We start from the raw sequence: 26,092 nt of genomic DNA, 5'->3' as shown, positions 1-26,092 counted from the left end.
AAGATGAAACATATATTTCTCTCCCTAGGCTTGCTGGCTGCTATGTCGGCTTCTGCCCAGGTACCTACACCCGCTCCGCCCCAAAACCGGCCTATTCTGCTCGTGGGGGGCAATTTGCACGTGGGCAACGGTACCGTAGTGCCCGACGCGGCTGTGGCTTTCGATAAAGGCCGCATCACGTATGCCGGGGCGCAAAATGGCTTTAGCCAACGCGAAGGCTACGAGGTAGTGGACGTGAAAGGCAAGGAGATTTACCCCGGCCTGATTCTGCCCAATACTACCCTGGGTTTGACCGAAGTGTCGTCCATCCGGGCGACGGTAGACGAGCAGGAGGTGGGCATGATGAACCCCAATGTACGCTCCATTATCGCCTACAATACCGACTCCGACATCATCCCGACCGTGCGCACCAACGGCGTGCTACTGGCCCAAATTACGCCCCGTGGCGGCATGCTCTCAGGTCAGAGCAGCATTGTGCAACTCGATGCATGGAACTGGCAGGACGCCACCGTGCGCGCCGATGACGCTTTGCACCTGAACTGGCCCCAGATGATACTCAAGCTGAACCCAGCCGAAGACGAAAAGGTGACCGAGAAGCGCACCAAGGACCGCCAGGCCCAACTGCGCGAATTAGAAGCAATGTTCACGGAAGCTGCCGCATATAAAAATTTGCCCTCCAGTCGCCGCGAAAACCTGCGTCTTTCCGCTTTGGGGGGCATTTTCGATGGCTCTAAAACCTTGTTTATCCACGCCGACTACGGTAAGGAAATCATCGAGGGCGTGAGCTTCGCCAAGCGAATGGGCGTGCAGAAAGTAGCCGTAGTAGGCGCCCGCGACGCTTGGATGATGCTCGATTTCCTAAAGCAAAATGACATTGCCGTGGTGCTCTCGCGCACGCACGCCCTGCCCCGCCGCTCTGGCGACGACTACGACTTGCCCTACAAATTACCGAACATGTTGCAGCAGGCCGGCATCCGCTTCTGCCTTGATTATGAAGGCAGTATGGAAACTTCGGGCTCTCGCAACCTCGCCTTTATTGCTGGTACCGCGGCCGGCCACGGCCTAACCCAAGAGCAGGCCATCACATCCGTTACACTCAGCCCCGCCCGCATCCTGGGCATCGACAAAGACTACGGCAGCCTCGAAAACGGCAAAAGCGCTACGCTAGTCGTGAGCAGTGGCGACCTGCTGGACATGCGCACCAACAACATCACCCACGCCTACATCGACGGCCGTGCCTTCAGCCCCGATAACAAGCAATCGTACCTGAACCGGAAGTTCCGGGGTAAGTATGGTATGCCGGTAGGAGTTAAGTAAAGCTTACATTGAAGAGACGGAAAAAGCCCCCCAGATTTTATCTGGGGGGCTTTTTCCGTCTCTATATCCAATAGAACGTCATGCAGAGCGGTAGCGAAGCATCTCGCGTGTTTAGTGAGATTAGTAATCTTTCGTCAGCATGCGAGATGCTTCGCTACCGCTCTGCATGACCGCCTGTTATGGTCTCATCAATGACAAGGAAGCAGATTGCTTATTCTTCGATCTGATAGCCAATTGGCTTAAAAGAGTAATTATTCGACATCTCCGCAGAGCAAGCCGTCATACCTACTAATAAGTCCATTTTGGCTTCTAGCACCACGTAGTCTCCGGCTTTACTCTTGGGGGGCAAAACGCCCACTTTGCCGGTGTCGCCATCCACGGTGACGTGCATGAAAATGTTGAAGCAGATAGGAATAGCATCGGGGCTGATGCCGTGCTCATCGAGGGCAGCGCTCAAGTTGCCGAAGCAGCCCCGGTGCGGCTGCTGGTGCCCGTAAATGATGCGAAACGTATCGGCCGAGCAGGGCGTGAGCAGGAAATCGTGGCGGCCTACCGTGTCCTCCACCATGTCGAACATGATGTTGCTGCGGTTGGAGTAGAAAGGGTGGCCTTTGGTGAGGAAAATGGTCTCGGCATAGTCGATGGTGCGGCCCGAAGACAGGTATTCAGCTTTGTCCTCTAGGTTGTAGCAGATAAAGTCGGCTACCTGCTCGCCTTCGATATCTACCACCCGTAGACGCTGGCCTTTTTTTACAATGAATGCAGTGCCGCTACGCGGCGGTATGATGGTCAGTTGTGGCATGTTGGCTTAAAAAAGGGCATTTCCAGGATTCATCGTACACCCGGCCGCTGTACTGATATACTTCCGACGATTGGCCGTAATCTTCTAGCATTGGGTTTATAGAACCTGAATACGCTATATCCCGCGTCCGGATGGTATTGCGCAGCCCATCGAAACGGTTGGCTTCCCGGATCTGCTCGAATTGGGCATGGGCATTAAACACCAAAGTAGGGTACTTAAAACGCCGCGCCAACCGGCTGCTGCCGGGGTGTAAACCAATAATAAAGAAAGCTTCTTCTTTTAAGCTGAAGCTAAAGTCGGGGGAGGAGGGGTCGGCTACTACACGCTTGTCGTAACCATACTGCTTGGCATCCAGGTTAGATAAAGCTTGCAGGCGCTGCCACAAAAATTCTTCAAACTGGGCCTCGTTGGGGTCTTCGGGGCCTTTAAAAATGATGGCTACGCTATGGTAGAGCTTCGTCGACTGCCGATATTCTTCGACAAAATCATAGACGAACTGTAGGATGGCTTGGTCGTCTTTGGGGCAAGCCATATGGTCTACCACCAAGCACTTTAGCTGCTTCCAAGTAAGGGCTGTTTTGGCAGCTACACAGGGGAATTCCTTGTTATTTATAAAATCAAAGTATTCCTCTATTATTATATTTGATTCAACATTATGCATAAACAAAGCTCAGGTTCAACATCACGTGCGAAATAATCAAACTCCGCAGTTCCGCTAACGAACCTCGACATTATAAGGTTGAGCCTTTTTGGTTAAAAAGTTAAACAAAATTATCAAGCTCAACCGTAGTAATATGCTGTTCTTCAGATGGTAAGCCTAGTGTTAATGTAAAATTAACTGGTAATAGGTAAGTAAAAATTGTGGCTGGTTAGGATACAAATACCAGTTCACAGGCCTAGTTTGGAGAAGAAGCAATGGGGATGCTTAGATTATATAGAGGCAGTATAATAGGTACGTTAAATGGTCTTGTGCGCTACTGTTATGTATTAGTACAGTGCAATTGCAAAAGTGGTTTACAAGCGACTTGCAATGATTAGCAAATGCAGCTAGAAGCCTACAGCTAAGCACGTGAGAGGTGAGTAGTAAACATCAATTTTACGCCTAATTAATGTGGAAACATATGCCCTAAACTGCTAGCAGCAGAGGTAGGTCGTGGCCTTTCTTGTTCTCTTGTTTGTCTTGACAGATCAAAGACAAACAACTATATTACTGTATATTTCTGCCTGTAATTATATTCCTGAACTAGTTGCTGACGCCGCAAACTACACGGGGTCAATACTGCGTAACTTGTTCCTCTATCTGACCATTTGCGCAATATGAATGACACGCTACCAGAACCTTACATTGCCGTGTTGGTGGTAGATGACCATCAAATGGTAATTGAAGGAGTTAAAACGTTATTGAAGTCCCATCCGGGTATCAAAGTAGTAGCACAGGCCAGTAACGGCATAGACGCCTTAGAGCGCCTGCGCAGTCACCCAGAAATACGAGTGGTACTTACCGACCTGAACATGCCCCGTATGTCAGGGGTCGATTTTATTCGGGCGGCCCGAGAGTTTAAAGACAGCCTCCGTATCGTGGCCCTGAGCATGTTCTTTGATCACGGCTCCGTAGCCGATGTGCTGAGTGCTGGTGGCTGCGGGTACTTACTGAAGAGCATGAACCCCGAGGAACTGGTACAAGCCGTGGAGCAAGTGGCAGCGGGCCATACTTATTTTAGCCCGGAAGTAGGTACTATGCTGCTGCAAAATCTGGAGCTGGCCACGCTGCGTCAGGCGCCTCCCGCTGCGGATACTCCGGTGGCCCTCACCTCGCGGGAGCAAGAGGTGCTACAGCTCATCAGTCGCGAGTACTCCAATCACCACATCGCTGAGACCCTGTTTATTAGTGAGCGTACGGTGGAAACGCACCGCAAAAACATTCTGACCAAGACGAACTCAAAGTCCATCATTGGGTTGATTCGCTACGCCCTTCGCCACAAGCTAATCCAGTAAAACCTAGCGCTTTCCCCCTAGCTAAGCCTCCGCTTTTTGCGGGGGCTTTTTTGTTTTCCGACAGCGGCTAGCCGATGCAGTGCGCGAGGGTAAAAACAGACCCTAAAAACGGGGCTGATCCGGACTACTGAAAAAAGGGCAAATCCAAGATGTGGGGGGCGTTTCACAATCACTTATAGGAGCTTATGCGGAGAGGCACCTCCGTACTGTCCCTGAGAGGAAATTACGGGATTGTACGCATTTACTTTTGGATAATAAATGATCTACCTTAGCATCATTCAAACAAATGTCATAATCATTATACTTATCTGATTAAGTCAAACGATTCTCTTGTTTTACTTTCTCTTGATTTAAGTTTCAAACTCTCTTCGGTTTCACACTTAACATTCTCATCTATAACATAAATTTACCATGCCATCCAAGATCCTGTCCTTTATCTGCCATGTGCCCGGCATGATGCCCGGCGCGTACCCTTCGGTTCCTACTACACCCAGCCCCCGGGCGACGGACCGCAAAGCTGAAACTAAGAGCGCTGCCGGCGGCCACTTCGCCGCTATCTATGAGAATGACCGCTTTGTACGCTTCAAGTACATCAACAACGGCGCTACCAGCTAACTCCCTTCCGCTCGCACATCCTAGGCTAACCTTCTTAATCAACCGCCGCTTTTGCTTTAGGCAAGGGCGGCGGTTGTTGTTTGAAGGGCTAACCGGTGCAGATTTCCGCTAACTTGCGGCCCAGTCCATTCTTTATTGCGTGCATGCTCCCTTCGCCGCTTCGCTTTCTACTCCTGTTGTTGGCCTTTGCTACGGCTGGCCCTCTTTTCGCCCAATCAACGCCCTTCATACCCGATGAGACTGCCTATTATGGCATCGCGGCCCGCAGCAGTGGCCGGTCATTGGACATCGCCAACTCCTCGGTTGAGAGTGGGGCGGCCATGGTACAGTGGGAGTTTACCCACGCGCCCAGCCAGCAGTGGCGCTTTGTGCGCATTATGCCCGGCAGCGATTACTTCCGCATCGAAAGCCGCCATAGTGGTAAGTGCCTGACGATAGACAAACCCGACGAAAACTCTCCGTTGGTGCAGAGGCCTTTTTCGGGCAGTGTGTACCAGCAGTGGCGCCTGGTACCAGGCGGCCCGGCGGGCAGCTTACAGATTATTAGTAAGGGCAACGACCGCTGCATTTCCGTAGCTTCTGTCGACAAAGCAAACGGCACACCTATTGTGTCGCAGAAGCCAGCCAACCGGGCTACGCAGCAGTGGCGTTTGTTTAAGCTGCGCCTGAACGTAGACCCTAAACTGCCCGGATTTGGCCCCCCGCAGCCCCTAACTGCCCTTAACACTTCCGGCAACGAGCTCCATCCTGTGCTGGCTCCCGATAATGCTACGCTCTTTTTCACGCGTACCAAGTTTGCCGGCAATACCGAAGGGAATGCCGAATCGGGCGATATCTGGATGAGCCGCTCCGCTGATCTAGGCAAAACATGGGGCCCTGCCACTCGCTTTGATGGCCTGAACACGCCTCAGCACAACGGGGTGATGGCCGTGGTAAAGGACGGCTACTACCTGCTGGTGCGCGGCTACTACGAGCGCGACGGCACCTTTCATGATGAAGGCGTGTCGCGGGCCCCACGCAATGTGGGGGGAAAAAATGGCAACCGCACCGAGCAACTAGATATCATCAACTATTACTCGACGGGCACTGCAACGACTTTTTTTCAAACCAACGACGAGAAAGTGCTGCTGCTTTCTCTGGAGCGGGCCGATGGCTACGGTGGCAACGACTTATATATCAGTCAGCCGGCCGGTAAAGGCTCCTGGAGTGAGCCCCGTAACCTCGGCGACGTAGTGAATTCGCCAGGCTTCGAATTTGCCCCCTGGCTGACGCCCGATGGCAAAACGCTCTATTTTTCCTCTTACGGTCACGGCGGCTACGGCAGCGCCGACATATTTGCCAGCACCCGCCTCGACGACTCCTGGACCAAATGGAGCGAGCCCCGCAACCTAGGGCCCACAATCAACGGACCCGGCTTCGATGCCTATTTCAGCCTAACGCCCGATGGCAAGCAGGCGTACTACGCTGCCTCCCGCACCGCCAATGGCCCTGCCGACTTGTTTCGGGCCGACGTAGGCGTATTGCCCCCCGATTCTGTGACGGAGAAAGTGCCGACGCCCACATTTGCCGTGGCACCCCCGCGAGCCTTGCTCTCAGGAAAAGTAATTAATGCCAAAACCCAGCAGCCCGTGGCTGCCGAGGTGAAAGTAGCGAGCCTGGGGGGTAATTTCTCCTACAACGCGTCGGCGCGGGTAGAAGCGGCCACCGGCGGTTACCAATTTACGCTGCCACCCGGCCGCTATCGTCTCTCGGCCGTGAGCGGTGGCTTCCTGACGGCTACTGATACCCTTACCGTTACGGCTCCGCTTTCCCGCAATTTACTGTTGGTGCCTGCCGGCGTGGGCTCGCGCCTGGAGTTGCCTACGCTGATCTTTGCCCAAGGCAAATACAACCTGCTTGGTGCCTCCTACGCCGAGCTGAACCGCCTTGCCACTACCCTCACTGATAACCCGACCGTAAATATTCGCCTGGAAGGCCACACCGATAACCAGGGCAATGCCGACCTGAACCAAAAGCTGTCGGAAGAGCGTGTGACGGAAGTGAAGCGCTACCTCGTCAGCCGCGGCGTGGCCGAAAACCGTATCAGCACCATCGGCTACGGCGGCACCAAGCCCCGCGCCAGCAACGCCCAGGAGGATACGCGCCGCTTGAACCGTCGTGTGGAGTTCACAATTACTAAGGAGTAAGCGCTTGGCCGACTAGGCATTTATCATTTCAAGCAAAGCGAGGAATCTGGGAAGAACTGCTAAACAAGGTCTCTCAGATTCCTCGCTTTGCTTGAAATGACAAGAGTAACTTTTAAAAATGCCCCCCAGAACCGTGGGTGCGTATGCAGGCATAGAAACCAACGCCTAATCCGTAGGCTATGCTATGAAAGCAACCATCCTTCGTCAGTTTGACTTGCCTGAACTGCCCTCGGCCTCCGGGGTAGAAGTAGTAGGCGACACGGCCTATATCATCGGCGACGACTCACCTTTTCTGTATTGCTTCGATGCCCGGGCGCTGGTGCCCAATGGCCGCATCACGCTTTTTGAATCAGTGCATTTCAGCTCCGGCCGCTTACCCAAAAGCCTCAAACCCGATTTGGAATGCCTGACGGCCGTACCCGCTACTGGCGGCGGTACGGCCTTACTAATCTGTGGATCGGGGGCTACCGCGGCGCGGGAAGTGGGCTTTTGGGTGACATTGCCAACCGCGGCGGGCGCGAGCGCTACCGTGTATCCTCTCTCGCTGAGCACCCTGTACGCGGCCTTACGCAAACTTCTGCCAGGTGGGGTTGTGCTGAACTTGGAAGCTGCCGCCGCCACGGCAACTGAGCTACTGCTGTTTCAGCGCACCGTAGGCTCCGCGGTCGGGAATCTGCTGTTTCGGCTGCCACTCACCGCCGCCCTCGACTTTATTCAGCATCGCACGGCTAAGCTACCGCCCATTCAGCTTCAGCATTATCAGTTGCCTACTATCAACCAAAAACCCGCCGGCTTCTCGGGCGCGTCCATCCACGCCGGCAAGCTGTTCGTTACGGCCTCGGTCGAAGACACTACCGATCCCGTGGCCGATGGGGAGGTGCTCGGCAGCTTTGTAGGCATCCTCGACCTTACCCAGCGCTCCGACCGCCCGATACCCGCGCAGTTCGTTCAGCTGGTCTTACCCAATGGTAAACCTTATCTGGGCAAGGTAGAAAGCATCACCGTGCGCCACGAAATGCCCCCCAGCCGCTACGAGCTGCTCCTCGTAACCGACGACGACGCGGGTGGCTCCACCGCCGTACTAGTAGAGCTACAGGCCACAGCGTAAAGACACTACATTTCGCGCCTCGTCTCTATAGTCGAACTAGGCTATAAGGCTCTTACTCAGATAAGGCGGTCATGCAGAGCACAGCGAAGCCTCTCGCGTGCTGATGTCAGAGTAGTAACCCAACTAAACACGCGAGAGGCTTCACTGTGCTCTGCATGACCGCCTTATCGTTTGCTGTCTGCTAGCTTATATCGAGGAAGCCCCAAAACCCCAAGTCGCTTTTATCGGTTGAAAGAGCCGGCCGTACCTCCTGCGGCCCTTTATTATCCATCCTTGTTCCTCTGAATAATGTCAACCAACTCTAAAAACTGGTTTATTACTGGTGTCAGCACTGGCTTCGGTGCGTCGCTGGCCGAACTGCTTTTGCAAAAAGGCGATAAAGTAGCCGCCACTTTCCGTCAGCAACAGCAAGCCGATGAGTTCACTCAAAAAGCTGGCGAAAACGGTCGCGGCTTCGTCTGCGACGTTACCAACGAAGGCCAAGTGAAACAAGCCGTCACCGACGCCATTCAAGCCCTGGGCCACCTAGATGTGGTGGTAAATAATGCCGGCTACGGCTCGATGGGCAGCATCGAAGAAATCACGGCTGAGGAAGTACATCGTCAGTTTGATGTCAACGTATTTGGCCCCCTACACGTGTTGCGGGTCGTATTACCGCATCTGCGCGAGCGTAAAAGTGGCCATGTTATCAATATCACTAGCATCGGCGGCCTGAAAACTTTCCCCGGGGTGGGCGTTTACAACGCTTCCAAATTTGCCCTTGAAGCTATTGGCGAAAGCCTTTCTCAGCAAGTTGGCCCACTAGGAATAAAAGTCACCAACATTGAGCCCAGCGGCTTCCGCACCGATTGGGCCGGCCGTTCCGCCAGCTTCGTCGATACCCAAATCGATGACTACCGAGCCACCGTGGGCGAAAACCTAAAGGGCATCCAAAGCTACAGCGGCCGCCAGCCCGGCGACCCCGACCGCGCCGCCCAAATCATGTATGACCTCGTACGACAAGAGAATCCGCCCCTGCACCTGCCTTTGGGCAAAGCTGCAGTGAAAGGCGCGAAGGATAAGTTTACCGGCCTGATGAAAGAGCTGGAAGGTGTAGCTGAAATTGGTAACTCTGCCGATTTTCCAGAATAGAGAATTAGAATAGCGACTTATCTAAGCAAAACGACCCGGAAGCACGCTGTTTCCGGGTCGTTTTGCTTATAATCAACATTGCCATTAGCAGTAGTTAAGCTCTTGTACCAAGGGCGTATTTCTTCCCGCATAGCACACTTAGGTTTTCGCTTGTAGATAAGTTAAGGCCTGCTCTGCCAACTCATCGGGTGTGGCGTTGATGGGCAGGTGCAGGCCGTAGGCGGGGCTTTCATAGTCTGCTAATTGGGAGTCTAGCAAGCTGATACCCATGTAATGGCCGGAGCGCCCTTGCAGCCGAGATAGGAGAAGCTCCTTGTCGCCCTCAAGGACAACCCAGTCAAGCGAGCTTGCCCCAGCACCTTGTTGTAGCACACTGCGATACTGCTCCTTCAGCGCCGAGCAAGCCAGCACGGCGCCTCCGGCTTGCCCCCAAGTAGCGAGGCCAGCAGCTAGCTTAGCCAGCCAATCCTGCCGATCCTCATCGGTCAGGGGAATGCCTTGGCGCATCTTGCCTACGTTAGCTGCTGAGTGGAAGTCATCGGCGTCGTAGAAAGGTAGATTGAGCCGTTGGGCTAACTCACGACCTACAGTGGTTTTGCCACTACCCGAAACACCTATGACAATAACGAGCATACGCACAAAGAATACGAAGGACGAGAGGGGAAGCTACTCAAAAACGTGTGAACCTAACGTTTGGGCTAGCAGGTTTAGAAGCAGAATCGGCTAGGTTAACCCGCATCTGTCCCCGCGGCCGGCCCTAGCGTTACTTGGCTTAGCTCTGCTTTATACGTGCGCCACTCCGGCATAAACTGGTCCATGAAGCCCCAAAAGCGGGCGTTGTGGTAGCGCTCGTGCAGGTGTACCAACTCATGCACCACTACATATTCCAGGCAGGCTAGGGGGCGTTTAATAAGCTCCAGATTCAGCCAAATGCGTTTTGCTTGGATGTTACAAGTGCCCCAGCGAGTTTTCATTTGCTTCACGCCCCAGGAGGCTGCTTGTTTGCCCACAACGGGCTCCCATTTGGTTAGTAGGGCCGGTAGCTGCGCTTTTAGCTGGGCGCGGTACCAAGTGGTTAGCAATTGCTCGCGCTGGGCGGTTGTACTGTCAGCAGGCAGGTGCAGCTCGAGTTGCCCTAGCTCCTCACGCAGTACAACACGCGCCCGCCCAGCAGTAGACAGTACTTGCAACTCGTATCCTTTGCCCTGATAAAAATGCGTTTCGCCCGTAACGTAACTCAGCGCCACGGGCCGCTCCCGCGCCGCGAATTTTGCCTGATGCTTTTGAATCCAGTTCCGGCGCGCTGCTACAAACTCCTCGATGGTGCTAGCCGGCGTGCGCAACGGAGCCGCCACGCGCACCTTGCCATCGGGGGCGTACACGGTTAGGCGGAGGCTGCGGATGTTTTTGCGGACCAGTTCTACCTCTAGGCCGCTAATCTGTACATGCGTCATTCGCGCAAATGCTTTAAGTCACCGAACACAAAAAAGCCTGAAAAACCGCATCCGTTTCCAGATTCTCGATTTCTCAGGCTTTTTGTTTCTGCTACTCTGTACCCAGAGCCGGAGTCGAACCGGCACACCTTGCGGTATTGGTGTTTGAGACCAACGCGTCTACCGGTTCCGCCATCTGGGCTTCACTACGCTCCCACGACTCAGGAACGGGTGGCAAACTTAGCCAGACTTTCGCGAATACGCAACAAGTATCGCCGTTTCAAATAATAAGTACGCACTTGCTGTAAGGCTTGGGGGCGCACATCGGGGGGCAAACCGGGGTAGCCGGTGAGCACTGGCTCGATGCCCGCATCAAGGGTTTCGGCTATGGCATTTACCTCATTCTCAACGCTTGCCACTACCGCGGGGTCGGGCTCCATCTCCAAATCCATAAGCTGTTCGTTGAGCTCCATTACCTCCATCAAAAAATCTGGCGGAATTTCTTGTTTGCCTTCTTCCAGCAGTCCGTGGCGACCAAGAATATAGGCCATGCGCTGGTCGGGGTCGGAGAGGGTACGGTAGGCGTTGGTATTTTGAGTCGCTAGGTGCAGGATTTCCTGCTGACGTTCGGGGGCTGCGGTGGCGTGAAAATCGGGGTGGTACTCGCGGCTTAGGGCGTAATATTTTTGCTTGAGCGCGGACTCGTCGAGGTGGAAAGCTTCGGGTAAGTCGTAGAATTCGAAGTAATCATTCATGAATCGCAGAGTTGAAGAATTGAGGGGGTTGCACAGACCTGGGTGGCAATAAGCCTAGATGCCATCGTGCTTATACTAACCATACGGCAGAGCAGTGGAGACAGCCAACCCAGTGACCTCTTGTTATTCACTTACTCGGTGCGTGGAAAACGCTTGGGCTGGAGCCGCAAACAGCGCCTTCGTAGCCGGCCATACTTCCCCAAACAAACCTGACTTCCGATACGCATTCAAAGCCTCCTCCGACTCCCAATGACTGTAGGTGCAATAGATATTGGGCGTGCTAGCATCCTGCCACAGCTCCAAATGCTGGCAGCCCGGCATCTGGCGAATACGGTCTTCGGACGAGCGAAAAATTTCCAGAAAAGCCCCGGTGTGCTCTATCATAAACGTCATGCGCACTATTCGGATCAGCATAAGGAAGCGAGGTTGATTAAGGAAAAAGAAAAATGCCCCCCAGCATAGGGAGGCATCCTAAGTAGCTATGACAGGATGTCTTACTCTGCTTAACATAATATAAAAACAGAAATAAGAAGCGCTTTTAGACGCGATAGAGTAGGTTTCTAGGAGTTGAAACGAACAACTCTTTGCTGGCTTACTTCGGCTGGTGCTCCTTCCACCACAAAGCGGATATCCACCTGTGAGTCGAAGTGGAGGCCGAGTAGCTCGGCGGCGTGGCCCTGGTTGATGCCGATGCACAGCACATCTTGGCTGTTGTAGATGCACACCGCTTCGCCGGGGTCGGTGGCCTGAAAGTGGGGGGCAATTTCGCGCACCGTCTCGCGGGCAAAGTGTACCGTGCACGGCCGGCCATGGCCTACCGCCTCAATGGCGGTGCGCGTGATGTTGGTGATGAGGTTGCCGTAGTGATCCACGTGTACCACGTGGCCCGTGATGCGGTGATCCTGGATGCGGAGCTGGCGGTTGAGCAGCTGGTACAGCTCGGTGGTGGCGGGGCCGAGGTCGAGGAGGGAGCGGCCCTGGGCCAGGTGCACAGCGGCGGGCGCCAGAATATCGCGGGTAGGGGAGGGCGTGGCGGCGGGGGGCAGGCGCACTACTTCGGCGGGGCGGCCGTCGGTGAGCAGCGTGAGCAGGCCGTTGTCGGCAGCCACAAAATAATGATCCTCGAACAGCACGGCGTGCCAGCGGCCTTGCGCCCCGCCGTAGTCATTCACGCCCAGCAGGTGTACAGTGCCGGCCGGAAAATCACGAAATACCGCATTTAGAACGTGTAAGGCGTGCGCGATGTTGAAGGGTTCGATGGCGTGCGAAATGTCCAACACGGGCTGCGTGGGGGCCAATTGTAGCAGGCGCGCCTTCACGGCTGCCACATAATGGTCGCGGTAGCCAAAATCAGACAGAAACGTAATTAACCCCATTGCCAGAAATCCTGAGTTCTTCGTACTATTGTTTACCCCGGTTTAGATCGGGGTGGGGGCGGCAAAAGTAGGCATTTGCTCCTACCGACGCCCCACATTCGGTCTTTTTATCCAATTCTTCGCCTTAAAGCACCCATAATTTGGTCGAGAAAATCATCACCCTCGAAAATGTCTCCCTGGTCGAGTTCCTCGGACCCGACAACCAGAACATACGCCAGCTGGCTGCCGCTTTTCCCGGCAGCAAGATCATCAGCCGCGGTAACGAAATCAAAATCCAGGGCCAGACGCCCGTCATTGCCCGCATCAACGAAATTCTTTCCTCACTTATTGAGCATTATCATCAGTACGGCGCCATCACCGACCGCAACGTGAGCGAGTACATTGCCGCCGCCGACGATGAGCAACAGGAGCGCATTATCGCCACCGCCTCGCCGGCCGACGTAATTGTGTTCGGGGCCAAAGGCGGCGTTATCAAGGCCAAAACGCCTAACCAGCAGAAGCTGGTGGATACGGTCATGAAGCATGACCTGACTTTTGCGCTGGGGCCTGCCGGTACCGGCAAAACCTACGTTTCGGTGGCATTGGCGGTGCGGGCTCTAAAGAATAAAGAGGTCAAAAAAATCATCATTTCGCGTCCCGTAGTGGAGGCCGGCGAAAGTCTAGGCTTCCTGCCCGGCGATATGAAGGAAAAAGTTGACCCCTACCTGCGCCCCATCTATGACGCCCTGGAAGACATGATTCCGGCCGAAAAGCTGAAGTTTTACCAGGAAAACAAGATCATCGAAATTGCTCCCCTGGCCTACATGCGCGGCCGGACGCTGAACAACGCCTTCGTGCTGCTGGATGAAGCCCAGAATACCACGCCTTCCCAGCTCAAGATGTTCCTGACCCGTATGGGCCCGACGGCGAAAGTGATGGTAAACGGCGACCGCAGCCAGATCGACTTGCCCACCAAGCAGAAATCAGGCTTGCTGCAAGCGCTTGACATTCTGCGTGATGTGCGTGGAATTGGTTTCGTGGAAATGACAGCCGAGGACGTAGTACGTCACCGCCTGGTAAAGGAAATTGTGTACGCCTACGACCGCTACGACACGCAAACGCAGCGCGACCAGGCCAACCGCCCACCTCGCGACTTGTACCGTCCGCACCCAGATTCGCGGCCTGAATCGGACTTTCCTGCTGCTACTGGCGCTACTGGCTTGCCCGTAAATCAGGAGCAGCAACTCTAGATCACAGATTTCGCTGATTCAGGCAACTAAGTTAGAGAGGTTGACACTCGTTAGTCAACAATCATTTCAAAAAAGCCCCCCAGAAAGCTGGGGGGCTTTTTTGTTCGTTGTACTTTCGTCGGCTATGCGGTCTGGCTTAACGCTGCTCGTATTTGCGGTAGAGACACAATATTTTGGGTCTTGTCGTTGCAGTCGTTGGTATGCTTTACCGCCTGATTTTTTAACGACAAGACCCAAAATATTGTGTCTCTACTGACTGAAACGTAGCAGCAAGCCATACTTATTCGAATCTTAAAAAATCTGTGATCAATGATTACCGCCGAACGAGTTACTGACCTGCGCGACCTCGACGACGCCTTCACCATCCGCGAAACCGTGTTCGTACACGAGCAAGGCGTACCCCTCAACGACGAATACGACGAGCACGACCGCACCGACGCCACCCACTACCTAGCCCGCGCCGCCGACGGCACGCCCTGCGGAGCCGCCCGCTGGCGACCCACCGACAAAGGCGTGAAGCTGGAGCGCTTCGCCGTGCTGGCCGATTACCGCAACCGGCAAGTGGGCGCCGCCTTGCTGCATCGGGTGCTGGAAGATGCGCACGCGGCATACCCGGAGGCTACACTGTATTTGCATGCCCAACTGCGGGCCATTCCTTTCTATGAGCGCCACGGGTTTGAGAAAGTGGGCGAGCAGTTTTCGGAGTGCGATATTGAGCACTTCAAAATGATCTGGCGTGGCACTTTATGAGGAGGTATCTTCTCGCTCACCGTTCAATAAGAGTCCTTCTGCACTAAATGCGGAAGGACTTTTGCATTAAAATGCCCCCTAGCAATTAGCAAGGGAAACGACTTTGTCTATCCAAGTGGCTACGCGAATTATTACCCCATTATCTGACTGTGAATAAGCAAATTCAGTGGGCGCCCCTGGCGTTTGTGCGGCTGGTTTTGGCGTTGGCGGCAGGTATTCTTACGTATTTATATGCTGGTTTATATGCTGGCGAAACACTGCCGGAGACACTCCCGTGGCTGCTGGGGGGCATTTTGGTGTTCCTGGGCTTGCAGTTCTGGGCCGCACGGCGCCCAACTCCTGCGGCTACGGATGCGGCCGGACTGCTCGCGCTAACCGTCGTGTTTCTGGCCGGGCTTACCAGTGCTCAGCTGGCCACCGAGTCGCGGCGTGCTGACCACCTTAGTCAGCTTGCGGGGCCGGTGGAGTTTTACCGGGCGGTGGTGGACGAAGCTCCCGTGGTGCGGCCGGCTACGTACGCTACCACCTTGCGCGTGTCGGCGGTGCGGGTGGCCGGTCAATGGCAAACGGCGGTGGGCGGCATCCGGGTGTCAGTGCCGAGGGTAGAGGGCGTGGCCGCGCCGCACTACGGCGAGGTGTGGCTGGTGCGCGGACAGCCAACTCCGGCCAAAGCGCCGCTCAATCCCGGCGAGTTCGACTACCGGCGCTACCTGGCTTACCACCAGATCTATCACCAACAATTCGTTCACCCCGACCAATACCGGCAAGTGGCTTTTTTGCCCCCCAGCTACGTGCGGGCCATGAGCTTGCGGGCGGCGCAGGTGCTGGATGGCGTATTTCGGCGCTACATTCCTGCCAAGCGGGAATACGCTATGGCGTCGGCTCTGGTGTTGGGCTTGAAGGATGATATCGATCAGGAAACCAAGCAGGCCTACGCCAACACGGGCACCACGCATATTATGGCCGTATCGGGCTTGCAGGTGGGGCTACTGTTTGGGCTGATTACCTGGACTTTGCAGCGGCTGTTTGGCGGCACGCCCGGGTTTCGGTACTGGTCGGCGGGTGTGGGGCTGGCAGTTATCTGGAGTTACACGCTGGTGACGGGCTGCTCGGCCTCGGTGCTGCGGGCGGCGGTGATGTTCAGCTTTATCATCATAGCGCGGGTGTCGGAGCGACAAAGCCGGATGTACAACACGTTGGCGGTGGCCGCTTTCGTGCTGCTCTGCTACGACCCGTACCTGCTAGCCGATGTAGGCTTTCAACTCTCCTTTCTGGCTGTACTCAGCATCGTGTATTTGCAGCCGATGATTAGCCGTTGGTTCGATTTCAAGGAACTTGCCGCCCGCCGCCAGCGGCCCTGGCAGCCGAGTGCGGTACGTAAGCTGTGGCAAGCCGCTGGTTGGTCGGCTGATGCGATATGGCAGGCCACGGCCCTGACACTGGCCGCGCAGGTAGCTACGTTTCCACTGGGACTGTATTACTTCCACCAATTTCCGCTCAGCTTTTTGCTGTCCAATCTGGTGGCGGTGCCGCTATCGTCGGGGGCCTTGTATGTGGGATTGGGGCTACTAGCTCTGACGGGCATCACGCAAGGCATTGGCGCACTGGTGCCAGCTTTGGGGCCCGCACTGAACGTAGCACCTCAGGGTGTGGCGGTTTTGCTAGAAAAGATAATCTGGGCCTTCAACGAGTACATCTTCTGGATTGGCCGGCAGATGCCTCAGGCTCTGATAAGCGGCATTCAGCTTACGGCTCCGCAAACCTGGTTGGTGTTCGGTATCATTCTGACCGTGCTTACATTCCTAGCCGCACGCCGCCTGGCCTGGCTGGGGCTAGCCTGCGTGCTAGGGGGTATTTTTGCCGGCAGCCGGGTGTGGGCCGCTCAGCGCCTCAGCACCGACGAAGAAATAGTTATCTACAGCATTCCGCGTCGCTCGGTCTGCAGCTTTTGGCAGGGCGCGGGGGCTGATATTGTGATGGTCGATTCCCTGCCGCTTTCCGAAACAGAGCGCACCTATCGTATTGTGCCGGGCTCCATTCAGCGGGCGGCCCAGCGCGTAAGCTACCATCAAGGTTGGGACGCCGCACCCGTGCCCGCCAAGCTCCAAACCGGCGACGGACTGGTGCTGGTGGTGTGGCGCGGGCTGCGGCTGGCATTCGTGTCGGGTTACCTGAGCCCGGCTAGTCAGCCGTGGCCCGTAGATGTGGTAGTGCTGCGCCGCAATGCTCGCGTACGGCCGGCGGAACTGGCGGCCGTGTTCGGCAAAAAGCCCCCCATCGTCTTCGATTCATCGTGTCGGAGCTGGTATGTGACCCGTCAAGACTCGGTGCTGCGGGCAGCGGGCTTTCGGACACATGATGTCACGGCGCAAGGAGCATTTCGGCGGCAGGTGCATCGGTAAAGACAATAAAGTCAGCGACAGCCCAGGGCTATATAGTTTCTTTACCGCATCATTTTTGCTAGGTTTGGTCACGGCGCCGGCTCAATGGCGTCTGGGGGCATTTATAATCCTCCCCCAGCGTTGCCCGTATACTGCTAAGCCTAACGACCATGGAAGATACCCCAACCGAGGACCTACAAGCCCTGCGCTACATTCGCTACGAATGCCAAGAGGCTGTAGGCTATATCACGCTCAATCGTGCCGAAAAGCGCAATGCGCTTAGCTCTGATATGGTATCGGAGCTAAAGGTGGCTTTCGAGTACGCTGAAGACGACGAAACCTGCAAGGTTATCGTGCTGCGCGCGGCCGGCGACGTGTTCTGCGCCGGTGCCGACTTGGCTTATATCCAGGAACTGCAAAATTTCAGTTACGCCGATAACCTAGCCGATTCTACGCATCTGATGCAGCTTTTCCATCAGATTTATACGCTCAACAAAGTCGTCATTGCCCAGGTGCAGGGCCACGCTTTGGCCGGTGGCTGCGGTCTGGCCAGTATCTGCGACTTTGCCTTTGCCGTGCCCGAGGCCAAGTTTGGCTATACTGAAGTCAAAATCGGTTTTCTGCCAGCTATAGTGAGCGTGTTTTTGCTGCGTAAGATCGGAGAGGCTCGCACCAAGCATTTGCTGCTCACCGGCGACGTTATTTCTGCCCAGTCGGCACTGGAGTTTGGCTTGGTTAATTTTCTGGTTGCCAAAGAAGAGCTAGCCGAAAAGGTACACGCTTTTGCGCGGCGCCTCTGCGTCGAAAATTCTGCGCAGAGCATGGAAACGACCAAAGAGATGCTGGCTCGTATTCCGGAAATGCCCTTAGAGGACAGCCTGCGCTACGCCGCCCAGATGAACGCCGAGGCCCGTGGCTCCAACGACTGCCGCCGAGGAATTGCCGCATTTCTGAACAAAGAGAAAATTAGCTGGGAAAACGCTGGCGCTTAAGCAAACTACGCCTCTGGCTTGGAATGTAAGTTTCAAGCTCGGCAGCCAAAGCTTAGCTGGCACTTTTAAACATCCTTCCTGCTCTCTGGTTAGCACCTTATGACAGTACTGGCAGCCGCGGCCGTAACGACGGCCACCTTTCTGGGAATGGAATTCGTCGCCTGGTTTATGCACAAATATGTGCTGCACGGGGCACTATGGTTTTTGCATCGCTCTCACCACGTGCGCCATCCGCACCGCTTTGAGCGCAACGACTTCTTTTTTCTATTCTACGGAGCGCTTTCAATGGGCTTTATCATGAGTAGCGCCGAGACGAAAGACTGGCCCTTTTGGGTTGGGGTCGGTATCGCGGCGTATGGCACAGTTTATTTCTTTGTGCACGATGTCCTGATTCATGGACGGTTGCGTTTCTGGCGCAAATCGAGCAGTAAATATCTTCGCGCCCTCAATATGGCCCACAAGATGCATCACAAAACCAGTGCGCGCGACGGCTCCGAAGAGTTCGGGATGCTGTGGGTATCTCCCAAATATTTTGCGTTGGCCCGTAAAAAGAAAATTAATAATTAGTACTTGGTAATTATTAATTAAACATAGTGGGACAATTCTCGATCAGCGACCTGGAAAACCTTTCAGGTATTAAAGCGCCCACTATCCGCATGTGGGAGCAGCGCTACAATGTGCTGCGCCCAGAGCGTACGGCGACCAATATCCGCACCTACTGCGACGCCGATCTACGGCGCCTGCTCAACGTAGCTACGTTGTGTAGCCGCGGGCATCGCATCTCGCAGGTGGCGCGTCTCAGCGAAGAAGAGCTGGCAAAAGCCGTACTGGAAGGTACCGACGATCCGCATGACTATGCGCGCCAAGTGAATGCGCTGCTGGCGGCTATGTTGGAAATGAATGAGCACCAGTTGACCAAGGTGCTCACCACTACTATTCGCCAGCTAGGCTTTGAGACGGCCATCATGTACGTGGCCTATCCATTTTTGCAGCGTATTGGTATTCTGTGGCAAGCAGGCAGCGTTAATCCGGCGCAAGAGCACTTGGTTACCAATCTGTTGCGGCAGAAAATGCTGGTAGCCACAGATAGTCTTACCTTGGTTTCGCCTGCTGTATCCCGACGCTGGGTGCTATTTCTGCCCGAGGGTGAGCTGCATGAGCTGGCGTTGCTGTTTATGAATTATGCTCTGCGGTCTCGGGGCCACCATGTCCTGTATCTGGGGCAGAATATGCCTCTGAACGACTTGAAGCTGGTGTATACCACGTATCAGCCTCACGCTGTTTGCTGCGTAATGACGGCGCTACCTGAGCGCGACCATGTGCAGGCATATGTAAATGAGCTGGCTCAACTATGCCCCGAGAGTGAGCTGTTTCTATACGGGGGCCAAGCCCAGCACCAAGAGGTGCAAATGCCCCCTAGCGCAACCCGCATCCGTCTAATGACGGACTTCCTGGCGTTAGCCGATGAGCGACGTCATCAACCAGTTAGATAAGTTGTTGTCGAACTGCAGGAGGGTTTTTGGGGGGCTTTTTCGTTGAAAATTATGGGGTATAAATTAGAATAAGCTCGGCCGTAATATGCCTTGCGCTGTAACTTTTTGTTGGACAAAGTTTAACGTGAGAAAAGTCGAGTTTGTCCGGCAATGAAGGGTGTTCAACAGCCAAATAAGACTGAACGCCGATTTGCTTCCGTATTCTTCCTCCTGATTATCAGCACATTCGTACATTGAAGCACTCTAAACAAGTGCATGAGGACACAAGAAAATAATTGCTTCAAAGCTATCCGACTTTCAAAACTTCTCGTATATTTGTTTAACTTTTTGCCACGAAAAGCTAAACAGTATGACCTCTCTGGAATTCACCAATCAAGTACAAAAGATTTCCTATTCGCTGAAGCCCGTGGCGATGAACCTGACCCGCGACGCTGACGATGCCAAGGACTTAGTACAAGAAACTTTGCTTAAGGCGTTGCTGAACAAGGACAAGTTCAAGGCTGGTACCAATTTGAAGGCATGGTTGTACACCATCATGCGCAACACCTTCATTAACAATTACAATAAGATTACCAAGCGCAATAGCAATATTGACAGCACAGAGTATTTCCAGTATTTCAACACCGACGAGAACTACATCACCCACAACGGCGCCTCCAGCGACTTCGTGGTAACGGACATCAATGAGGCTATTGCTAGCCTCTCAGCCGATTACCGCACCCCGTTTATGATGTACTACATCGGCTACAAATACATGGAGATTGCCGAGAAGCTGCAAATTCCGATTGGCACTGTGAAGAACCGTATTCACATTGCCCGTAAGGAGCTAAAGCAAGCGCTTAAAGTATACGCCCCCGGTGTGTAAAGTATAGGGAGAGATAATACCGCCGCCCGGGCGTAGAGCGGGCCGTAGGATGCAAAGCCGAAAGGTGGCGCCCCCGCGGCCCGCTTTTTTTATCGCAAATTTTGCAGATTGAGACGGTTTTGCTGCCTCAAGCAGTACAGCGCTAAACCTCTCAGCAACTCAACGGTATGATAAGAGGCGTTAAAGTATCGCTGCTGGCAAGAACGCTATGGGCAGCAAAACCCATTTAATCTGAATAAACAGTCATTTGTGAGTAAACACGTTTTAGTTATTGGCGCGGGCTTCGCGGGTTTATCGGCCGCTACTTCCCTAGCTCAGCGCGGCTACGAGGTTACCGTACTAGAGAAGAACGAGGGCGCTGGTGGCCGGGCGCGCGTGTTTCAGGCCGAAGGCTTCACTTTCGACATGGGCCCGAGTTGGTACTGGATGCCGGACGTATTTGAGCAGTACTTCGCCCGCTTTGGGCACCGCGTAGCCGATTTCTACGATCTGGTGCGCCTCGACCCATCGTACGCCGTAATTTTTGGCGACCAGGACTTTTTGAACATTCCGGCTGGCATGCCTGAACTGCGCGCCATGTTCGAGCAGCTGGAGCCCGGTAGTGCCGCCCGCCTCGACGAGTTTTTGCGCCAAGCCGCCTACAAGTACGAAGTAGGCATCAACAAATTTGTGCACATGCCTGGTCGCTCGCTCATGGAGTTTGCCGACCCACGCCTGCTGGTTGATGCGGTACGCCTGGATGTGCTACAAAGCATGAGCCGGCATGTGCGCCGCTTCTTTAAGCACGAAAAGCTGATCAAACTCATGGAGTTTCCCGTGCTGTTTTTGGGCGCTACGCCTGAAAATACGCCGGCGCTGTACTCGCTCATGAACTACGCCGACCTAGCTTTAGGCACCTGGTACCCCCGCGGCGGCATGCACAAAATAGTAGAGGGTATGGTGAAAGTGGCCCAGCAGCAGGGCGTAAAGCTGGAGTACAACCAGGAGGTGCAGGAAATACGCGTGGAAAACGGCCGCGCTACCGGCGTGCAAACGGCTGCTGGCTTCCGCCCCGCAGACATCGTAGTAGCCGGCGCCGATTATCACCACGCCGAGCAGCAGCTATTAGCCCCCCAGCACCGGCACTACGACGAAAAATATTGGGATTCGCGCACCATGGCGCCTTCATCGCTCCTATTTTATCTGGGCATTAATAAGCGACTCAACAACCTGCGCCATCATAATCTCTTCTTCGATGAGGACTTTGCTCGCCACGCCCAAGAAATTTATGAGCAGCCGCAGTGGCCTAGTAAGCCCTTGTTTTACGCGTCGGTGCCTTCCCAAACGGATCCGACGGTGGCCCCTGAAGGTTGCGAAAATCTGTTTTTGCTGGTACCCGTAGCGCCCGACCTCGCCGATCCGGAAGAAACGCGAGAGCGATACTATCATCTGGTAATGGATCGCCTGGAGCGCCTCACGGGCCAAAGCATCCGCGACGCGGTGGTGTATAAGCGCAGCTACGCCCACAGTGACTTCGTGGCCGACTACCATAGCTATAAGGGAAACGCCTACGGATTAGCTAATACTCTAAAGCAAACGGCCATTTTGAAGCCCACACTGAAAAGTAGAAAGGTTAGTAATCTGTATTTTACAGGACAACTCACGGTGCCCGGTCCTGGTGTGCCGCCCTCGCTTATCTCGGGGCAGGTAGTGGCTAAGGAAGTAGAAAGAGAAAACCAGTTGTCATTCAACAATTAACATTTAGCAGTTAGCTGCTCTCTCCAGGGCCCGCTTGAGTGATAAATGTTAATTGTTAATTGTTAAATGAAAAAATGGACCACGTTGCCCTCTTCGATCAAACCAGCCTAGCATGTAGTAAGCTGATTACCAAGCGCTACAGCACGTCCTTTACCCTGGGCATCCGCACCCTCGACCCGCGGTTTCACCTGCCGGTGTACGCCGTGTATGGTTTCGTGCGCTGGGCCGACGAAATCGTGGACACCTTTCACGACCACGACAAAGCCGCGCTGTTTGCTGATTTCCGGCGCCAGACCTATGAGGCCCTCGACATGCGCTTTAGCCTGAGCCCGGTGCTGCACTCGTTTCAGCTCATGGTGCACCGCTATGGCATCGACCGAGAGTTTATCGAAGCGTTTTTGCGGAGCATGGAGATGGATCTGGAGGACTGCAACTATAATCAGTCGCTCTACGACGAGTATATCTATGGCTCGGCCGAGGTGGTGGGACTAATGTGCCTGCGCATCTTCTGCGAGGGCGATACGGCTCAGTTTGAGCGGTTGCGGGAGCCCGCTCGTCGTCTGGGGGCCGCTTTTCAGAAAATAAACTTCCTGCGCGATATCCGCTCCGACTACGAGGATAGGGGGCGGGTGTACTTTCCCGGCGTAAGCTACGAGCATTTCAACGACGCCGTAAAGCGCGAGATTGAGGCCGACATCCGTGCTGATTTTGAGGCTGGCTACGCGGGCATTGTGCAGCTCCCACGGGCAGCGCGCTTAGGCGTGTATCTGGCTTACGTGTATTATCTGAAGCTTTTTCACAAAATCCGCCAGTTGCCGGCCCAGCAAATCTTGGGAGGGCGCGTGCGCGTGCCCGACAACACGAAACTATTACTCCTGGTCGGTTCGTACTTCCGCTATCGGCTACGAGCTATTTGATTGAAAAAGCCCCCCAGAACCTTCGCCGGGCGCTGGGGGGCTTTTTCACCGCTAACTAAAAATCTCAACTTCCACCCACCTTCATTTTATGAGTTCTACTTACGACCTCCCTACCCTGCGCCGCCACTACGAGCAAGCTGCCGCCGACAAAGCTGCGGGCGAGAAATTCTACAAGCTCACCAGTGGCTACGAAGGCAACGAGGCCCTGCCACTAGCCTACAAAGCCGCCGCCGAAGCAATCCGGGCCCGCGACGCTTCCATGTTTAACAAGCTGACCTATGCGCAGGCCGCCACCCGCCTTTTTGAACAAGCAGTAGGGGCCGATGCTACCAGCGCCGAAGTCCGGTTTTTACGCTTCAGTGTAGAAAGCAATATTCCTGGTTTCTTAGGCTTGAGTACTCACGTAGAAGAGGACCGCCAGTTTCTGCTGGATGCTCTGTTTCAGCATCCAGCCTCAGGGCTCGACGCGGAGGCGTTCAATACGGTGCGCAATTTCCTAATTGGCCGGGGGCATGTAAGCGCTGAGCAAGCCCAATCCTTGGAGCAGATAGCAGTTTAGAGGCCCTAATACTTCATTGCTAGGTTTATCTGCACACGCTTATGGTGCACCATCACTTTGGCTTCGGCAAAAGATGGTGGTCCCATCGTGGTGCGCGGATTATTGGAGAAGGCATAGCCCTCGGTAGGAATACCGATCAGGTTGGTATCTAGGCGTCCGTTGTTGTTTTCGTCGTGGTAGGCGGCTATGGCGTAGTCGCCTTTCGGTAGTTTCTCGAAGACAAACGTACATTCCTTGGCGGTGAGTTTTACCTTTTGAGTGGCCACGGCTGTCTTGCCCGGAAAGCCTTCTTTGCGGTCGTAGAGAGACACAAAACAGATGCCGCGAGCGCTGCGCAGGTTAGTGACAGTGCCCACGATGGTGCCGGCGGCCGGAGTATCGGAGTCGGTAAGGCTGCCTCCGAAAATCGCTGAAGTGAAAACTGCTATGTGAAGCAGCATGATCGAAAAAAAGGAATGAAGCAAGTGCAAGTAGGAGAGAAGTAGAGGTGGCTTGGGGCAAAACCGGGCCGAATCCGGTAGCCAAAGCTAGCGACACACTACGTGCCAACCTTCAAAAGTGCTTAATCTTGTTCCGGTATTTTGCAATAAGGCAATGATTTTGGAAATTGTAGAAGCCAGATTACCAATCTATAACTACTGCAAGCTGAACTATAGGGCTTCCTTATTGTATACCTTATGAACAGTGCCAGTTTTAAGCGATAACCTTCTGGCGGTTTTCCTGGTTACCGAGCTATGCCGCACCATCTGAGCGTCCGTATTGACCCTAACTCTGGCTTTTGCTTCGGCGTCATCTATGCCATTCAAATGGCCGAGGATATTCTTGACGAACAGGGCTACCTGTATTGTCTCGGCGACATTGTGCATAATGACGAGGAAGTAGAGCGCCTAGAGCAGCGCGGGCTGCGCATCATCGATTATGACACGCTAGCTCAGCTGCACGATGAAAAGGTGCTTATTCGGGCCCACGGCGAGCCGCCGAGCACGTATCAGATCGGCCTGAAGAACAATCTGACGTTGATTGACGCTTCCTGCCCTGTGGTGCTGAAGCTGCAAAACCGCATCAAAACCAGTTACGACAAGCAAGAGCGTATATTTATATATGGCAAGCACGGCCACGCTGAAGTGCGCGGCCTGTTGGGCCAGACCAGCGGCAACGCAGTCGTTTTCGAGAACCTGGACGAGTTGCTAGGCCACGAATTGCCCCCCAACATCACTCTCTACAGCCAGACCACCAAAAGTACAGACAGCTTCTACCGCATTAAGGGCGAACTGGAGCAGCGCGGCTACGCCATCAACGCCAACGACACCATCTGTCGGCAGGTCAGCAACCGCGACAAAGACCTGCGTAGGTTTGCCGCTCAATTTGATCAAATCGTGTTTGTATCGGGCACCAAGAGCAGCAACGGTAAGGTGCTGTATCAAGTTTGCAAAGAGACGAATCCGCAAACTCACTTTATTTCGAAGGTGGAAGAACTATGTGCCAGTTGGTTTCAGCCGGGGCAGTCGGTTGGAATTTGTGGAGCTACCAGTACGCCTATGTGGCTGATGGAAGATGTTCGAGACGCCTTGCTAGCCTTATGAACTGTCTGATAAGAAATTATAAATCGTTGATTATCCTTTGACAGACGCCGCATCCGGCCGCTGCCAGCCGTATACCACAATAATCTACTGGCCTTAGTAAAACGAATGCACGCTACCGTTCCCACTCATTCTCAGCCTACTCGGTTGAAGCCAGTGCCAGTTGGCAATAAGGGCGTGTTGGTGGCGGGGGGGATTTTGGTGGCCTGGGGGGCGTTATTGACGTTTTTGCTAGCCTTCTACGTGCCTGACTGGCGTACGCCCTGGCCGTATCTGCTGCTACTGCTGCAGACCCATCTCTACACTGGCCTTTTCATCACGGCTCACGATGCTATGCACGGCGTAGTAAGTGCTGATAAGCGCCTAAATAATGGGTTTGGTACTGTAGCAGCCTTGCTATTTGCTTTCAACTGGTTTCCCAGAATGCTACCCAAGCATCATCAGCACCACCGCCACGTAGGTACGCACGATGACCCCGATTTTCACGATGGTCGTCATCCAGGCTTTCTGCCATGGTTGGCGCGCTTCGCTTGGAACTACGTTACCTGGTGGCAAGTCGTGCTAATGGCTGCTACCTACAATGTTTTGAAGCTATTCTTTCCGCAGGCTAATGTTATTGCCTTCTGGATGATACCCGCCATCTTGGCTACCGTGCAGTTGTTTTTCTTCGGTACCTACTTACCCCACCGCGGCGAGCATGCCGAGCACAATCCTCACAAATCGCGCAGCCAGTTTCGGCACCACCTATGGGCATTTGTGAGCTGCTATTTTTTCGGCTATCACTACGAGCACCACGATCAGCCCTATTTGCCTTGGTGGCGGCTATGGCAAGCCAAAGAAGCCGCAGAGCAGCAATAATTACAAGTAATCA

26 protein-coding genes and 1 tRNA gene are annotated in these 26,092 nt (G+C 54.3%); 18 read left to right on the top strand and 9 right to left on the bottom strand.

The genetic code is table 11. The features are described from left to right. Positions 1–3 precede the first annotated feature (3 nt). Entirely contained in the window at positions 4–1,317 is a 1,314-nt protein-coding gene (locus ACW9KT_RS13405; RefSeq protein ID WP_457081193.1) for an amidohydrolase family protein, read from the top strand. A 211-nt stretch (positions 1,318–1,528) separates the two neighbouring features. Here ACW9KT_RS13405 and ACW9KT_RS13400 read toward each other — a convergent pair whose 3' ends face one another. Further along, positions 1,529–2,119 (bottom strand): DUF1989 domain-containing protein, encoded by a 591-nt coding sequence (locus tag ACW9KT_RS13400; RefSeq protein WP_457081191.1) that lies wholly within the window; start codon positions 2,117–2,119, stop codon positions 1,529–1,531. Beyond that, entirely contained in the window at positions 2,088–2,780 is a 693-nt protein-coding gene (gene gntA / locus ACW9KT_RS13395) for a guanitoxin biosynthesis heme-dependent pre-guanitoxin N-hydroxylase GntA (RefSeq protein WP_457081189.1), read from the bottom strand. The genes ACW9KT_RS13400 and gntA overlap by 32 nt, the downstream gene beginning before the upstream one ends. 656 nt (positions 2,781–3,436) lie before the next feature. Here gntA and ACW9KT_RS13390 point away from each other — a divergent pair. The 5 genes from ACW9KT_RS13390 to ACW9KT_RS13370 all read left to right on the top strand — a co-directional run bounded on the left by ACW9KT_RS13390 (position 3,437) and on the right by ACW9KT_RS13370 (position 9,154). Continuing rightward, the gene (locus tag ACW9KT_RS13390) at positions 3,437–4,114 is read left to right on the top strand and encodes a response regulator (protein WP_457081187.1); all 678 of its coding nucleotides are present in this window, start codon (positions 3,437–3,439) and stop codon (positions 4,112–4,114) included. A 411-nt stretch (positions 4,115–4,525) separates the two neighbouring features. Beyond that, a complete protein-coding gene (locus tag ACW9KT_RS13385; protein WP_457081185.1) occupies positions 4,526–4,729 on the top strand; it encodes a hypothetical protein in 204 nt (67 codons plus the stop codon). A gap of 143 nt (positions 4,730–4,872) precedes the next feature. After that, entirely contained in the window at positions 4,873–6,915 is a 2,043-nt protein-coding gene (locus ACW9KT_RS13380) for an RICIN domain-containing protein (RefSeq protein ID WP_457081183.1), read from the top strand. Positions 6,916–7,099: 184 nt separating this feature from the next. Then, on the top strand, positions 7,100–8,023 hold the full coding sequence (locus ACW9KT_RS13375; RefSeq protein ID WP_457081181.1) for a DUF6929 family protein: 924 nt from the start codon (positions 7,100–7,102) through the stop codon (positions 8,021–8,023). Between the two features lie 288 nt (positions 8,024–8,311). Next, on the top strand, positions 8,312–9,154 hold the full coding sequence (locus ACW9KT_RS13370; RefSeq protein ID WP_457081179.1) for an oxidoreductase: 843 nt from the start codon (positions 8,312–8,314) through the stop codon (positions 9,152–9,154). Positions 9,155–9,292: 138 nt separating this feature from the next. Here the strand turns inward: ACW9KT_RS13370 and ACW9KT_RS13365 are convergent, their stop codons facing one another. From ACW9KT_RS13365 to ACW9KT_RS13340, 6 genes are all read right to left on the bottom strand, one after another. Continuing rightward, positions 9,293–9,787 carry a gluconokinase gene (locus tag ACW9KT_RS13365; RefSeq protein ID WP_457081177.1) on the bottom strand — a complete coding sequence of 165 codons (495 nt, stop codon included), beginning with the start codon at positions 9,785–9,787 and terminating at the stop codon, positions 9,293–9,295. 95 nt (positions 9,788–9,882) lie between these two features. Next, positions 9,883–10,608, bottom strand: a complete 726-nt coding sequence (locus ACW9KT_RS13360; RefSeq protein WP_457081175.1) for a M48 family metallopeptidase — start codon at positions 10,606–10,608, stop codon at positions 9,883–9,885. A gap of 99 nt (positions 10,609–10,707) precedes the next feature. After that, positions 10,708–10,789, bottom strand: a tRNA-Leu gene (locus ACW9KT_RS13355). Between the two features lie 19 nt (positions 10,790–10,808). Next, positions 10,809–11,342, bottom strand: a complete 534-nt coding sequence (hscB, locus tag ACW9KT_RS13350) for a Fe-S protein assembly co-chaperone HscB (RefSeq protein WP_457081173.1) — start codon at positions 11,340–11,342, stop codon at positions 10,809–10,811. Between the two features lie 123 nt (positions 11,343–11,465). Beyond that, on the bottom strand, positions 11,466–11,756 hold the full coding sequence (locus ACW9KT_RS13345) for a putative quinol monooxygenase (protein ID WP_457081171.1): 291 nt from the start codon (positions 11,754–11,756) through the stop codon (positions 11,466–11,468). A 146-nt stretch (positions 11,757–11,902) separates the two neighbouring features. After that, positions 11,903–12,718 (bottom strand): SAM hydrolase/SAM-dependent halogenase family protein, encoded by an 816-nt coding sequence (locus tag ACW9KT_RS13340; RefSeq protein WP_457081169.1) that lies wholly within the window; start codon positions 12,716–12,718, stop codon positions 11,903–11,905. A gap of 140 nt (positions 12,719–12,858) precedes the next feature. On the opposite strand from ACW9KT_RS13340, the gene ACW9KT_RS13335 reads away from it, so the two are divergent. From ACW9KT_RS13335 to ACW9KT_RS13290, 10 genes are all read left to right on the top strand, one after another. Continuing rightward, complete coding sequence (locus ACW9KT_RS13335) at positions 12,859–13,947, top strand: PhoH family protein (protein ID WP_457081168.1); 1,089 nt, start codon at positions 12,859–12,861, stop codon at positions 13,945–13,947. Between the two features lie 309 nt (positions 13,948–14,256). Continuing rightward, positions 14,257–14,697: a GNAT family N-acetyltransferase gene (locus tag ACW9KT_RS13330; RefSeq protein ID WP_457081167.1), complete on the top strand. Its 441-nt coding sequence runs from the start codon at positions 14,257–14,259 to the stop codon at positions 14,695–14,697. 149 nt (positions 14,698–14,846) lie between these two features. Next, positions 14,847–17,099 (top strand): ComEC/Rec2 family competence protein, encoded by a 2,253-nt coding sequence (locus ACW9KT_RS13325; protein ID WP_457081165.1) that lies wholly within the window; start codon positions 14,847–14,849, stop codon positions 17,097–17,099. A 149-nt stretch (positions 17,100–17,248) separates the two neighbouring features. After that, positions 17,249–18,070 carry an enoyl-CoA hydratase/isomerase family protein gene (locus ACW9KT_RS13320; protein ID WP_457081163.1) on the top strand — a complete coding sequence of 274 codons (822 nt, stop codon included), beginning with the start codon at positions 17,249–17,251 and terminating at the stop codon, positions 18,068–18,070. A gap of 99 nt (positions 18,071–18,169) precedes the next feature. Continuing rightward, positions 18,170–18,637 carry a fatty acid hydroxylase gene (locus tag ACW9KT_RS13315; RefSeq protein ID WP_457081161.1) on the top strand — a complete coding sequence of 156 codons (468 nt, stop codon included), beginning with the start codon at positions 18,170–18,172 and terminating at the stop codon, positions 18,635–18,637. Between the two features lie 26 nt (positions 18,638–18,663). Beyond that, positions 18,664–19,563 (top strand): MerR family transcriptional regulator, encoded by a 900-nt coding sequence (locus ACW9KT_RS13310; RefSeq protein ID WP_457081159.1) that lies wholly within the window; start codon positions 18,664–18,666, stop codon positions 19,561–19,563. A gap of 349 nt (positions 19,564–19,912) precedes the next feature. Beyond that, entirely contained in the window at positions 19,913–20,428 is a 516-nt protein-coding gene (locus tag ACW9KT_RS13305; protein WP_457081158.1) for a sigma-70 family RNA polymerase sigma factor, read from the top strand. 249 nt (positions 20,429–20,677) lie between these two features. Then, a complete protein-coding gene (locus ACW9KT_RS13300; protein WP_457081156.1) occupies positions 20,678–22,165 on the top strand; it encodes a phytoene desaturase family protein in 1,488 nt (495 codons plus the stop codon). Positions 22,166–22,239: 74 nt separating this feature from the next. Beyond that, the gene (locus ACW9KT_RS13295; RefSeq protein WP_457081154.1) at positions 22,240–23,082 is read left to right on the top strand and encodes a phytoene/squalene synthase family protein; all 843 of its coding nucleotides are present in this window, start codon (positions 22,240–22,242) and stop codon (positions 23,080–23,082) included. Between the two features lie 88 nt (positions 23,083–23,170). Then, positions 23,171–23,641 carry a hypothetical protein gene (locus tag ACW9KT_RS13290; RefSeq protein WP_457081152.1) on the top strand — a complete coding sequence of 157 codons (471 nt, stop codon included), beginning with the start codon at positions 23,171–23,173 and terminating at the stop codon, positions 23,639–23,641. A gap of 5 nt (positions 23,642–23,646) precedes the next feature. On the opposite strand, the gene ACW9KT_RS13285 is transcribed toward ACW9KT_RS13290, so the two are convergent. Further along, the gene (locus tag ACW9KT_RS13285) at positions 23,647–24,081 is read right to left on the bottom strand and encodes a DUF2141 domain-containing protein (protein ID WP_457081150.1); all 435 of its coding nucleotides are present in this window, start codon (positions 24,079–24,081) and stop codon (positions 23,647–23,649) included. Positions 24,082–24,375: 294 nt separating this feature from the next. Here ACW9KT_RS13285 and ACW9KT_RS13280 point away from each other — a divergent pair, with 294 nt between their 5' ends. Both ACW9KT_RS13280 and ACW9KT_RS13275 read left to right on the top strand, forming a co-directional pair. Further along, complete coding sequence (locus ACW9KT_RS13280) at positions 24,376–25,224, top strand: 4-hydroxy-3-methylbut-2-enyl diphosphate reductase (protein WP_457081148.1); 849 nt, start codon at positions 24,376–24,378, stop codon at positions 25,222–25,224. A 105-nt stretch (positions 25,225–25,329) separates the two neighbouring features. Continuing rightward, positions 25,330–26,079, top strand: a complete 750-nt coding sequence (locus tag ACW9KT_RS13275; protein WP_457081146.1) for a fatty acid desaturase — start codon at positions 25,330–25,332, stop codon at positions 26,077–26,079. Positions 26,080–26,092 lie beyond the last annotated feature (13 nt).

This window comes from Hymenobacter sp. HD11105, from assembly GCF_054051685.1.
The sequence above is the reverse complement of the archived record's forward strand: the minus strand, read 5'-3'. Positions and strand labels throughout refer to the sequence as shown.